The organism is Sphingomonas flavida (assembly GCF_036663655.1).
GTDB lineage: Bacteria > Pseudomonadota > Alphaproteobacteria > Sphingomonadales > Sphingomonadaceae > Sphingomonas.
Genome location: NZ_JAXOJH010000004.1, coordinates 1 through 12,087, shown reverse-complemented (window position 1 = coordinate 12,087; position 12,087 = coordinate 1). Strand labels below are relative to the sequence as shown.

Here is a 12,087-nt window from a genome sequence, read left to right as displayed (position 1 = left end):
GATGCTGTACTGGATCGCGGAGCATCTCGGGTTTCCGGGGCTTCTCAACCTCATCCGTTACCAGTCGTTCCGGACCGGCGCGACGGTGGCGACCGCCTTGCTGATCGGCCTGATCATCGGGCCGCGCTTCATCGGCTGGCTGCGCGTCCGTCAGGGCAAGGGGCAGCCGATCCGCGCCGACGGGCCGCAGACCCACCTCGCCAAGCGCGGCACGCCGACCATGGGCGGGCTGATGATCCTGACCAGCATGACGCTGTCCATCCTGATCTGGATGAACGTCTTCAATCCGTTCGTCTGGGCGTGCCTGTTCGTCACGCTGGGTTTCGGCGCGATCGGTTTCCTCGACGATTACGACAAGGTGCGAAAGGCCTCGACGGCGGGCGTGTCGGGCAAGACCCGGCTGTTGCTGGAGTTCGCCATTGCGGGCATCGCGGCGTGGATCATCATGGGGCAGAACGGGCCGCACCTGTACCTGCCCTTCACCTCGCGCATGTATATCGACCTCGGCTATTTCTACCCGCTGTTCGCCGCCTTCACGATCGTGGCGTTCGGCAATGCGGTGAACCTGACCGACGGGCTCGATGGCCTCGCGACCATGCCGGTCATCATCGCCAGCGTCGCGTTCATGGTGATCGTGTATCTGGCGGGCAACGTGAAGTTCGCTGATTATCTGGGCATCCCGCATGTGCCGGGTGCGGGCGAGCTGGCGATCTTCTGCGGCGCGGTGGTGGGGGCGGGCCTTGCCTTCCTGTGGTTCAACGCGCCCCCGGCGGCGGTGTTCATGGGCGACACCGGCAGCCTGGCGCTGGGCGGCGCGCTCGGCACCATCGCGGTGGTTGCGCATCACGAGATCGTGCTGGGCATTATCGGCGGCCTGTTCGTGGTCGAGGCGATGTCGGTGATCATTCAGGTGTTCTTCTACAAGCGGACCGGCAAGCGGGTGTTCCGCATGGCGCCGATCCACCATCATTTTGAACAGCTCGGCTGGTCGGAACCGACCGTGGTGATCCGCTTCTGGATCATCGCCTTCGTGCTGGCGCTGGCGGGCCTGTCGACGTTGAAGCTGCGATGATCGTCGCGCGCGACTGGGCGGGGAAACGTTACGCGGTGCTGGGGCTCGCACGCTCCGGCGCCGCGACCGTTTCGGCGCTGCTGGCGGGCGGGGCGAGCGTGGTGGCGTGGGACAGCGATCCCGCCAAGCGTGAGGCCTTTGTCGCGCATGACCGGCTGAGCATCGCGCCGCTGGGCGACCTGTCCGGTTTCGATGCGCTGGTCGTGTCGCCGGGCGTGCCGCTGAACACCCATCCGCTGGCCGCGGCCGCTCGGGAAGCGGGCGTGCCGGTGATCGGCGACATCGAACTCTTCGCGCAAGGACGCAAGGACCTGCCGCCGCACAAGGTCGTCGGCATTACCGGCACCAACGGCAAGTCGACCACGACCGCACTGGTCCACCACATACTGAAGACGGCGGGCGTGCCGACCCTGATGGGCGGCAATATCGGCTTGCCGATCCTGGGGCAGGAGCCTCTGCCCGAAGGTGGCGTCTATGTGCTGGAACTGTCCAGCTATCAGATCGACCTGACGCAGAGCCTGGACTGCGACGTCGCGGTGTTGCTCAACATCACGCCCGATCATCTCGACCGCTATGACGGGTTTGCGGGTTACATTGACAGCAAGCTGCGGCTTTTCGCCATGCAGACGCATGACCATGAAGGCGTACTCGCGGCCGATGATGAGAGCCTGCACAGCCGTCTTCTAGATATATCCGATGGACCGGGCAGTTGGACGAAGCGGGTGTGCGGCGTGCCGCTGGATTGGCCGGAACAGGCGAACTGGCCAGCCTTGCAGGGGCCGCACAACGCAGAGAATGTCTTTGCGGCTCGCGCCGTTGCGCTCGCACTGGGCATTCATGCTGATATCGTTGAAACGGCACTCCGCACCTATGCCAGCCTGCCGCACCGGATGCAGCATGTCGTGACCCGGAACGGCGTGGCCTTCGTCAATGATAGCAAGGCGACCAATCCCGAATCCACCGCCCCCGCACTCGCGGCGTTCCCGCGCGTCCACTGGATCGTCGGCGGCAAGCGCAAGGGCGACGACCTCGACGCCTGCGCCGCGCATCTGCATCATGTCGTCGCAGCCTACACCATCGGCGAGGCAGCACAGACCTTCTTCGACCTGTTGAAGGACAAGGTGCCCGTGGTCGAGCAATCCGGCACGCTGGAGGCGGCGGTCGCCCATGCGGCGGCGGCGGCGCAACCTGGCGACACGGTGCTGCTGTCCCCGGCCTGTGCCAGCTTCGACCAGTTCCGCGATTATGAAGCGCGCGGGGATGCTTTCCGCGCCGCCGTGGAGGCCTTGGCGTGAAGGAACGCACGGCCAAGACCGCCCCGCGTCCCGGCCTGATCGGGTCGATGAAGGGACGTGGCGGGCGTGGCGATCGCTCGCCGCTGGGCACCTGGTTCTGGGATATCGACCGGGTGCTGCTGCTGCTCACCCTGTTCCTGATCGCGATCGGCCTGATCGCGGTTGCCGCCGCCAGCCCGGCGACCGCGATGCGCTATTCGGGCGAGCATCGGAAGTTCACCCCGCTCTATTATTTCTGGCGACAGGTGATGTGGGTCGGCGTCTCGCTGCCCGTGCTGTTCACCGTCTCGATGCTGCCGGTGGTGACCGCGCGGCGCATGGCGGTGCTGGGAACCGGCGTGCTGATCGCCATCCTGGCGGTCACGCCCTTTATCGGGGTGGAGATCAACGGCGCGCGGCGCTGGATCGGCTTCGGCTTTGCCCAGTTCCAACCGTCCGAATTTCTGAAGCCGACGTTCGTCGTCACCACCGCCTGGCTGCTGTCGCTGAAGGCCAAGGAGCGCGATCTGCCTGCGACGCTGATCACCATGGGGCTGACTGGGCTGGTCGCCGGGCTGCTGATGCTGCAGCCCGATTTCGGCCAGACGATCGTGTTTTGCGTGATCTGGGCCGCGCTGCTGATGATATCGGGCACGTCGATGCGCGTCCTGCTGGGGCTGGCGGCGATGGTGCCGGTCGGGCTGACGGCGGCTTATATGTTCTACGGCGTGGCGCGCAGCCGCATCAACGCGTTCCTGTTTCCCGATGTCGATGGCGAGGGCGCGGCGGACCATTTCCAGGTCAACGCCGCGCACAACACGCTGACCGCGGGCGGATGGACCGGCACCGGGCCGGGTGGCGGTTCGGCCAAGTTCGGCCTGCCCGAGGCGCACACCGACTATATCTTTTCGGTGATCGGCGAGGAGTTCGGCCTGATCGCCTGTTCGATCATCGCGCTCGTCTTCCTGGCGATCGTGGTGCGCGTGTTCGTGAAGCTGCTTGACGAGCAGGACGAGTTCAAGCTCTACGCAGCCTCCGGGCTGGCGGTGCAGTTCGGCGCGCAGGCGCTGATTTCGATGGCGGTGAATACGGGGCTGGCCCCGTCCAAGGGCATGACCCTGCCGTTCATCAGCTATGGCGGCTCGTCGATGATCGCGCTGTCGATCGGGATGGGGTTGTTGCTGGCGTTCACGCGGCGCAACCCGTTCCTGACGCGCAGCCCCTATGTAGTCAGGTGGAGCGGGCAATGAGCCGACACTTCGTCCTCGCCGCCGGGGGTACCGGCGGCCATATGGTTCCCGCCGCCGCGCTGGCGGCCGAGCTGACCCGGCGCGGCCACCGCGTGGCGCTGGTGTCCGACGCGCGCGGCGTGCGCTTCCCGGGGCTGTTCGAGGATATCCAGACGCACGTCCTGCCCGCCGGGCGCTTTGCGGGCGGGCCGGTCGGCTGGGCCAAGGCGCTGCGCGAGATGTGGCGCGGCCGGGCGATGGCGCGCGAGCTCTACAAGACCTTCCGCCCGGCGGCGGTGATCGGCTTTGGCGGCTATCCGGCGATGCCCTCGCTGCTGGCCGCGTTTGCGGAAGGCATCCCGACCGCGATCCACGAGCAGAACGCCGTGCTGGGCCGGGTCAACCGGCTGGTGGCGGGCAAGGTCGATGCGATCGCGCTGTCTTATGAGGATACGCAGCGGCTGAGCGCCAAGCATGGCGCCAAGACCCGGCTGGTCGGCAACCCGGTGCGCGATCAGGTGCTGGCGCTTCGTTCGCGCCCCTATCCGCTGCTGGAAGAGGACGGCATCTTCCGTGTCCTGGTGACCGGCGGCAGCCAGGGGGCGAGCATTCTGTCCAAGGTGGTGCCCGACGGCCTCGCCATGCTGCCCGTCACCTTCCGGCGGCGGTTGCAGGTGACGCATCAGGCGCGGATCGAGAATATCGAGGCGGTGCGGGCCAAATATGCCGAGCATGAGATTCCCGCCGAACTCGCCACCTATCTGCCCGACCTGCCCGAGCAATTGGCCTGGGCGCATCTGGTGATCGCGCGGGCGGGGGCCTCCACTCTGGCCGAGCTGACGGTGGCAGGTCGCCCGGCGATCCTGGTCCCGCTGCCCTCCGCCACCGACGATCACCAGACCGCGAACGCGCGCGAGATGACCAAGGCGGGCGGCGCACGGACGATCGCGCAAAGCGACTTCACCGCCATCGAACTGGCCAAGCAGATGCAGAAGCTGGGCCTGGACCCGGCGGCGCTGGAAAATGCGGCGGGCCGCGCACGCGGCTGCGGTCGGCCCGAAGCGGCGCGGGATCTGGCCGATCTGGTCGAGAGCCTGGACAGCCCACGCATGGTGCTGCCGGTCGGCAAGTCACAACATACTCAGAATTTGGCGGGAGCAGGCGCATGAAGGGCGTCGCGACGGATATCGGCACGATCCACTTCGTCGGGATCGGCGGCATCGGCATGTCGGGCATTGCCGAGGTAATGAAGAATCTCGGCTACCGGGTACAAGGCTCGGACGTGGCCGAGGGTTATGTGGTGCAGGGGCTGCGCGCCAAGGGTATTCCCGTCGCCATCGGGCATGCGGCGGACAATCTGGGCGAGGCGGCGGTGGTCGTCACCTCGACCGCAATCACCCGGTCCAATCCCGAAGTCGAAGCCGCGCTGGAGCGCCGTATCCCCGTGGTGCGCCGGGCGGAGATGCTGGCCGAGCTGATGCGGTTGAAGTCCACCGTCGCGGTGGCGGGCACGCATGGCAAGACCACGACGACCTCGATGGTCGCCGCTTTGCTGGATGCGGGCGGGGTCGATCCGACCGTCATCAATGGCGGCATCATCAACAGCTATGGCTCGAACGCGCGGCTGGGTGCCTCCGACTGGATGGTGGTCGAGGCGGACGAAAGCGACGGCAGCTTCCTGCGGCTCGACGGCACGATCGCGGTCGTGACCAATATCGATCCCGAGCATCTCGACCATTACGGTTCGTTCGACCGGGTGAAGGACGCGTTCGTCGAGTTCGTCGAGAATGTGCCCTTCTATGGCGCGGCCTTGCTCTGCCTCGACCATCCGGAGGTGCAGAACATCCTGCCGCGGGTGCGCGACCGGCGCGTCGTGACCTATGGCTTTTCGGCGCAGGCCGATGTGCGCGGCGTCAACGTCACGCCGATCCCCGGCGGCAACCGGTTCGAGGCGATCATCCGCCACCGCGACGGCTCCAGCCGCTCGATCGAGGGGATCGAACTGCCCATGCCCGGCCGCCACAATGTCCAGAACGCGCTGGCCGCGATCGGCGTCGCGCTGGAGCTGGGTATCGACGATGCGACGATCCAGCAGGGTTTCAGCCAGTTCGGCGGGGTCAAGCGGCGTTTCACGAAGGTCGGCGAGATCGCGGTGGACGGCGGCGTCGCGACCGTGATCGACGATTATGGTCATCACCCGGTCGAGATCCGCGCGGTGCTGGCCGCCGCGCGTGAAGGCGCGCGCGGCCGCGTGATCGCGGTGGTGCAGCCGCACCGCTTCACCCGGCTCGGCAATCTGATGGAGGACTTCCAGACCGCCTTCAACGACGCCGACCGCGTGCTGGTGACGCCGGTCTTCGCGGCGGGCGAGGCGCCGATCGAGGGGGTCGATGCCGATGCGCTGGTCGAGGGGCTGAAGCGGCGCGGGCATCGCTCGACCGCGACCGTCGCGGATGCCGATGCGCTGGCCCAGGAACTGGCGGGCTCGATCCGGGCGGACGACATGATCGTCTGCTTGGGCGCGGGCGACATCACGAAATGGGCGGCGGGCCTGGCAAGCGCCATCGAGGCGCGCCGATGACCCTGCCCGACACCGCCGGCCGACTGACTCCGGGCGCGCCGCTGGCGCCGCTCGTGTGGTTCAAGGCGGGCGGACCGGCCGAATATCTGCTGGAGCCGAAGAGTGTCGACGACCTGTCGGCGTTCATGGGCGCGCTCGATGGCCAGGTGCCGGTGATGGCGCTGGGGCTCGGCTCCAACCTGATCGTTCGCGACGGCGGGGTGCAAGGCGTGGTCGTGCGGCTGGGCAAGCCCTTCGCCTATGCGCGGGCAGGGGAGGGGCACCTGATCACCTGTGGCGGTGGTGCGTCGGGTATCCTCGTCTCGTCCAACGCGCGCGATGCGGGCATTGGCGGGTTGGAGTTCCTGCGCTCGATCCCCGGCACGGTCGGCGGCTTCGTGCGGATGAACGGCGGGGCCTATGGCCGCGAGGTGGCCGATGTGCTGGTGTCCGCCACGATCGTCCGGCGCGACGGCATGGTCGAGACGCTGGGCGTCGCCGATCTGGAATACACCTATCGCCACTCCAACCTGACCGACGGCACTATCGTCGTAGAAGCGACCTTCCGGGGCCACGCCGCCGAGCCAGCCGCGATCCAGGCCGAGATGGACCGCATCGCCGCCGCGCGCGAGGCGTCGCAGCCGCTACGCTCGAAGACCGGCGGCTCGACCTTCAAGAATCCCGAAGGCCACAAGGCCTGGGCGCTGGTCGATGCGGCGGGTTGTCGCGGGATGACGCGGGGCGATGCGCAGGTGTCGGAGAAGCATTGCAACTTCCTGCTCAACCTGGGCAACGCGACGGCGGCGGAGATCGAGGCGCTGGGCGAGGAGGTCCGCGCCAAAGTAAAGGCCCAGTCGGGCATTTGCCTCGAATGGGAAATTCAACGAGTGGGAATCGCGAAGTGACCAATCCAATCCATGTCGCGGTTCTGATGGGCGGCTGGTCGGCGGAGCGGCCGGTGTCGCTGATGTCTGGCGCGGGTGTCGCCGACGCGCTGGAACGGGGCGGCCACCGTGTCACCCGGATCGACATGGGCCGCGATGTCGCGGCGAAACTGGTCGAGGCCAAGCCCGACCTCGTCTTCAACGCGCTGCATGGTTCGCCCGGCGAGGACGGGACGGTGCAGGGCATGCTCGAACTGATGGGCATTCCCTATACCCATTCGGGGCTCGCCACCTCGGTCATCGCGATCGACAAGGTTCTGACCAAGCAGGCCCTGGTGCCGCACGGCATCCCGATGCCCGGCGGCCGGATCGTCAAGACGGCGGATCTGTTCGCCGGTGATCCGCTGCCGCGTCCCTATGTGCTGAAGCCGGTCAACGAAGGCTCGTCTGTCGGCGTCGCGATCGTCACGGACACCAGCAACCATGGCAGCCCGATCGGCCGCGATGTGGCGGGTCCCTGGGCCGAGTTCGAGGAATTGCTGGCCGAACCCTATATCCGGGGTCGCGAGCTGACCACCGCCGTCCTGGGCGGCCGCGCGCTGGGCGTGACCGAGCTGAAGCCCAAGAATGGCTGGTATGATTTCGACGCCAAATATACCGACGGCCTGACCGAGCATGTCTGCCCCGCGCAGATCCCCGATGTGATCGCGGAGGCGTGCAAGTCGCTGGCGCTGGAGGCACACCGTATCCTGGGCTGTCGCGGTGCCTCGCGCTCCGATTTCCGCTGGGACGATGAGCGCGGCGTCGACGGTCTGTTCCTGCTGGAAATCAACACCCAGCCGGGCATGACCCCGCTCAGCCTGGTGCCCGAACAGGGTCGCCATGTCGGCATGGACTATGACACGCTGGTGCAGGCGATTGTCGACGAGGCGTTGGACTGGTATCGCGACAATCCGATCCCGCGGGACCGCACGGGATGAGCCGCACGATCAAGCGCGGCACCTCGGTCCGCCGCCCGGTGCCGCGCCGCCGCCAGCCGGTGAAGCGCGTCACGCTGATGCAACGGCTGCTGGCCAAGGTGCCGGTCGGCGAGGACACGATCCGGAAGGCTGTCACCTGGACGATCCTGGGCGGGGCCGGGGCGGCCGCGCTGGCGGTCGCGACCTGGGTCGGCGTGCCCGGCATGATCGGCACCGCGATCGCCGAACAGGCGGGCCATGCCGGTTTTCGCGTCCAGCAGATCGAGGTGACGGGCCTGAAGCGCATGGACCGGATGACCGTCTATGCCGTCGCGCTCGACCAGCAGAGCCGGGCGATGCCGCTCGTCAATCTGGAGGATGTCCGCGCCAAGCTGCTCCGCTATGGCTGGATCAAGGACGCGCATGTTTCGCGCCGCCTGCCCGACACGCTGCTCGTCGATATCGACGAGCGGAGCCCGGCGGCGGTCTGGCAGGACAATGGCCAGCTGACCCTCATCGACGCGGGCGGTGTGCTGCTCGAGCCGGTGCGGGCCGAGGCGATGCCCGACCTGCCGTTGATCATCGGGCCGGGTGCCAACCTTCAGGAGCCTGCCTATCAGGCGCTGCTGTCCGCCGCACCGGCGCTGAAGCCGCGGGTGAAGGCGGCGACCTGGATCGGCAATCGCCGCTGGGACTTGACCTTTGACAGCGGCGAGACGCTGGCGCTTCCGGAGGAAGGAGCCGGGGCGGCGCTGATGAAGTTTGCCGCGATGGACGGTTCGCGGCCGCTGCTCGGGCGCGGCTGGCTGCGCTTCGACATGCGCGACCCTGCAAAGCTGGTTGCGCGTAGGCCCGGTTTGAATCAGAATCACGCGCTGGCCGAACCGGCGCAGGCCGGGGGATCGGCCACAGGAGCCACCGGTCCGGAGGGCAACGCCACCGAGGCGTCCGGCACCGGGGAATCACAGGGGTAGGACCATGGCGAAAATTGCGCCCGAAGGCTTGATTACCGCCCTGGACATCGGGTCGTCCAAGGTATCCGCGCTGATCGCGCGCAAGGGCGATGGCGGCGAGCTGATCGTGCTGGGCACCGGCCAGCGCGAGAGCCGGGGCGTCAAGCGCGGTTATATCGCCGACATGGGTGCGACCGAGGCGGCGGTGCGCGAGGCGGTCGAGCAGGCTGAGCGGATCGCGGGGCTGAATATCGAGAATGTCTGGGTCGGCTTTTCGGCCGGGGGCCTGGTGTCCGACGTCGCCGAGGTCGAGTTCGAACTGGGCGGCCACCGGGTCGAACAGGGCGATATCGACGCGCTGCTGGCGGCGGGACGCAACTCGATCGATCCGCAGGGGCGCATGGTGCTGCACGCGCAGCCCGCGCTCTATACGCTCGACGGGCTGACCGGCGTGAAGAAACCGCTGGGGCTGCATGCCGACCGGTTGGGCGTGCATATCCATGTCGTCGCCGCCGACGGCTCGCCGGTCCGCAACCTGGACCTGTGCGTCCGCTCGGCGCATCTGGAGGTCAAGTCGATCATCGCCGCGCCGGTCGCGACGGGCCTGGCCTGTCTGTCAGACGAGGAGCGCGAACTGGGCGTCGCCTTGGTCGAGATGGGGGCGGGGATCACCAACGTCTCGCTGTTCGCAGGGGGGATGCTGGTCGGGCTGTGCTCGCTGCCGATGGGGGCGGCGGACATTACCGACGACGTGGCCTCGGCCTTCGGCACGAGGCGGCAGATGGCCGAGCGGATGAAGTGTTTCCATGGCTCGGCCAATGCCTCGCCGCGCGACAATCACGACATGCTGCAGGTCACGCCCATCTCCGCCGAGGACGGCGGCGACACGATGCAGATCACCAAGGCGCAACTGATCGGCGTGATCCGCCAGCGGCTGGAGCATCAGATGGGCGAGATCCGCAAGGCGCTCCAGCTTCTGAAATTCGAGGGGCCGGTGGGCCGCCAGGTCGTGCTGACCGGCGGTGGGGCGGAGTTGAAGGGCATTGCCGATTATGCGCAGCAGGCGCTGGGCCGGTCGGTGCGGATCGGGCGGCCGCGCGGCCTGACCGGCCTGCCCGATGCGCATGGCGGCCCCGCTTTCGCGACGCTGGCGGGACTGGCATTCTATGCGGCGACCGACCCGATCGACCTGCGCAGCATCCCGGCGGTGAACCAGACGGTGCACCGACCGAGCGGCATGGGCCTGTTCCGGCGACTGATTCAGGCGGCCAAGGCAAATTATTAAGCAAATCTGTCCGATCTCAGGCAGATTTGGGTTGGCACCGGGCCGGTCACTGGTGCACTAACACTTATTCAGGGGCCCGGTCTTAGCGTATCGACCGGGAACGGTGGAGTAATATTGGGATGAGCATCGAATTCATCGCACCCGAGGTCGACGAACTGACGCCGCGCATCGCGGTGATCGGTGTCGGCGGTGCCGGCGGCAACGCGATCGCGAACATGATGCGCGCCGAGGTACAGGGCGTGGATTTCCTCGTCGCCAATACCGACGCGCAGGCATTGAAGCAGTCGATCGCGCCGCGGCGTATCCAGCTGGGTGCGAAGATCACGCAAGGTCTGGGTGCGGGAAGCCGCCCCGAGATCGGTCGTGCGGCGGCCGAAGAGACGATCGAGGACCTGTCGCGTCTGCTCGAGGGCAGCCACATGTGCTTCATCGCGGCGGGCATGGGCGGCGGCACCGGCACCGGTGCGGCCCCGGTCATCGCCAAGGCGGCGCGCGACATGGGCATCCTGACGGTCGGCGTCGTGACCAAGCCCTTCGCCTTTGAGGGCAATCGTCGCGCCAAGTCGGCGGACGGCGGCATCGAAGAGCTGCAGAAATATGTCGATACCCTTATCGTCATCCCCAACCAGAATCTGTTCCTGATCGCCAACGCCAACACCACCTTCAAGGAAGCGTTCGCGATGGCGGACGAGGTGCTGCAGCAGGGTGTGCGCGGCATCACCGACCTGATGGTGATGCCGGGCCTCATCAACCTCGACTTCGCCGACGTCCGCTCGGTGATGCAGGAGATGGGCAAGGCGATGATGGGCACCGGTGAGGCCACCGGCGACAATCGCGCGATCGAGGCGGCGCAGAAGGCGATCGCCAACCCGCTGCTCGACGGCGTGTCGATGCAGGGGGCTAAGGGCGTCATCATCTCGATCACCGGCGGCGACGACATGCGCCTGCTCGAGGTCGACGAGGCGGCGAACCATATCCGCGAACTGGTCGATCCCGACGCCAACATCATCTGGGGCTCGGCGTTTAACCCCGAGCTGGAAGGCCGCATCCGCGTGTCGGTCGTGGCGACCGGCATCGATGCCGACGTCAAGGTCGCGCCGTCGCCGACCGAGGCGCAGCGTGGCGGCTTCAGCATGGGTGGCATGGCGCGCAAGTCCGACGACACGCCGAGCTATCGCCCCAGCGAACCGGCCGCTCCCGCTCCGCAAGCCAGCGCGGCGCCCGCCGCCCCGGCCCAGCCTTCTGCTTCGGCCGCCCCGGTGACGGCACCGGTCGCGCCGGTCAGCCCGAGCGTCAACGCGACCATCACCACCCCGATCGCCAAGCCCGCGCCTGCGCCCGCCCCGGCGGCGCCGGTTGTCGAGGACGAGCTGGTGCTGGGCGCCGACACGATGGTCCCCGCCGCTCCAGCCCAGCCTGCGGCCGCCGCCGCTCCGGCCGAGCCCGCGCCCGGCAGCGAGGAAGCGCGTCGCCGCTGGCTCGCCCCCGGCAGCGAAGCCGGTGAGGTTCCGGCACAGCCAGCACCCCGCGTGAAGCTGGGGGGTACGCTGTTCGAGCGTATGTCCAACGCCGCACGCGGCGCGCCCCGCGATGACGCAGGGCAGGGCGGTTCGGACTCGTCGCTGGATATTCCGCGTTTCCTGCATCGTCAGAACAACCAGTAATTCCTGGCCCGGTTTTCCGGGTTGGCAAGAGATGAAGGGCCCGCGCGATGGAATCGCGCGGGCCCTTTTTTGTGCCGGTGGCGAATGAGCCTAGCATTACAGTTGCGCTCTTGATGATGTTCTGAATCAATGGGTCACCATGACAAGGAGGTCGTGGTGACGGGAGCATCGATCGAGGCGACGCTGGAGCTTTGGGCATCGTCGCTG

General features: G+C 67.5%; 10 protein-coding genes. All 10 read left to right on the top strand.

Translation table 11 applies throughout. The features are described from left to right. Position 1 precedes the first annotated feature (1 nt). The 10 genes from mraY to ftsZ all read left to right on the top strand — a co-directional run bounded on the left by mraY (position 2) and on the right by ftsZ (position 11,880). On the top strand, positions 2-1,072 hold the full coding sequence (gene mraY, locus U1703_RS05730; RefSeq protein ID WP_320451913.1) for a phospho-N-acetylmuramoyl-pentapeptide-transferase: 1,071 nt from the start codon (positions 2-4) through the stop codon (positions 1,070-1,072). Further along, entirely contained in the window at positions 1,069-2,367 is a 1,299-nt protein-coding gene (gene murD / locus U1703_RS05725; protein ID WP_332784941.1) for a UDP-N-acetylmuramoyl-L-alanine--D-glutamate ligase, read from the top strand. Before mraY ends, murD begins: the two co-directional genes overlap by 4 nt. A gap of 47 nt (positions 2,368-2,414) precedes the next feature. After that, entirely contained in the window at positions 2,415-3,596 is a 1,182-nt protein-coding gene (locus U1703_RS05720) for an FtsW/RodA/SpoVE family cell cycle protein (protein WP_332785135.1), read from the top strand. Further along, positions 3,593-4,744: an undecaprenyldiphospho-muramoylpentapeptide beta-N-acetylglucosaminyltransferase gene (murG, locus tag U1703_RS05715; protein WP_332784940.1), complete on the top strand. Its 1,152-nt coding sequence runs from the start codon at positions 3,593-3,595 to the stop codon at positions 4,742-4,744. Before U1703_RS05720 ends, murG begins: the two co-directional genes overlap by 4 nt. Beyond that, on the top strand, positions 4,741-6,156 hold the full coding sequence (murC, locus tag U1703_RS05710; protein ID WP_332784939.1) for a UDP-N-acetylmuramate--L-alanine ligase: 1,416 nt from the start codon (positions 4,741-4,743) through the stop codon (positions 6,154-6,156). The genes murG and murC overlap by 4 nt, the downstream gene beginning before the upstream one ends. Next, on the top strand, positions 6,153-7,040 hold the full coding sequence (gene murB / locus U1703_RS05705) for a UDP-N-acetylmuramate dehydrogenase (protein WP_332784938.1): 888 nt from the start codon (positions 6,153-6,155) through the stop codon (positions 7,038-7,040). Before murC ends, murB begins: the two co-directional genes overlap by 4 nt. Continuing rightward, positions 7,007-7,999 carry a D-alanine--D-alanine ligase gene (locus U1703_RS05700; protein WP_443025765.1) on the top strand — a complete coding sequence of 331 codons (993 nt, stop codon included), beginning with the start codon at positions 7,007-7,009 and terminating at the stop codon, positions 7,997-7,999. Before murB ends, U1703_RS05700 begins: the two co-directional genes overlap by 34 nt. Further along, positions 7,996-8,952 (top strand): cell division protein FtsQ/DivIB, encoded by a 957-nt coding sequence (locus U1703_RS05695; RefSeq protein WP_332784936.1) that lies wholly within the window; start codon positions 7,996-7,998, stop codon positions 8,950-8,952. Before U1703_RS05700 ends, U1703_RS05695 begins: the two co-directional genes overlap by 4 nt. Before the next feature lie 4 nt (positions 8,953-8,956). Further along, entirely contained in the window at positions 8,957-10,216 is a 1,260-nt protein-coding gene (gene ftsA / locus U1703_RS05690) for a cell division protein FtsA (protein ID WP_332784935.1), read from the top strand. Between the two features lie 119 nt (positions 10,217-10,335). After that, the gene (ftsZ, locus tag U1703_RS05685) at positions 10,336-11,880 is read left to right on the top strand and encodes a cell division protein FtsZ (RefSeq protein WP_332784934.1); all 1,545 of its coding nucleotides are present in this window, start codon (positions 10,336-10,338) and stop codon (positions 11,878-11,880) included. Positions 11,881-12,087: the final 207 nt, after the last annotated feature.

Excerpts from the sequence above, each read along its gene's own strand:
- U1703_RS05700 (WP_443025765.1), top strand. The coding sequence starts at position 7,007 with ATGGGAAATTCAACGAGTGGGAATCGCGAAGTGACCAATCCAATCCAT.
- mraY (WP_320451913.1), top strand. The coding sequence starts at position 2 with ATGCTGTACTGGATCGCGGAGCATCTCGGGTTTCCGGGGCTTCTCAAC.
- ftsZ (WP_332784934.1), top strand. The coding sequence starts at position 10,336 with ATGAGCATCGAATTCATCGCACCCGAGGTCGACGAACTGACGCCGCGC.
- U1703_RS05720 (WP_332785135.1), top strand. The coding sequence starts at position 2,415 with ATGAAGGGACGTGGCGGGCGTGGCGATCGCTCGCCGCTGGGCACCTGG.
- murD (WP_332784941.1), top strand. The coding sequence starts at position 1,069 with ATGATCGTCGCGCGCGACTGGGCGGGGAAACGTTACGCGGTGCTGGGG.
- murB (WP_332784938.1), top strand. The coding sequence starts at position 6,153 with ATGACCCTGCCCGACACCGCCGGCCGACTGACTCCGGGCGCGCCGCTG.
- ftsA (WP_332784935.1), top strand. The coding sequence starts at position 8,957 with ATGGCGAAAATTGCGCCCGAAGGCTTGATTACCGCCCTGGACATCGGG.
- murC (WP_332784939.1), top strand. The coding sequence starts at position 4,741 with ATGAAGGGCGTCGCGACGGATATCGGCACGATCCACTTCGTCGGGATC.
- U1703_RS05695 (WP_332784936.1), top strand. The coding sequence starts at position 7,996 with ATGAGCCGCACGATCAAGCGCGGCACCTCGGTCCGCCGCCCGGTGCCG.
- murG (WP_332784940.1), top strand. The coding sequence starts at position 3,593 with ATGAGCCGACACTTCGTCCTCGCCGCCGGGGGTACCGGCGGCCATATG.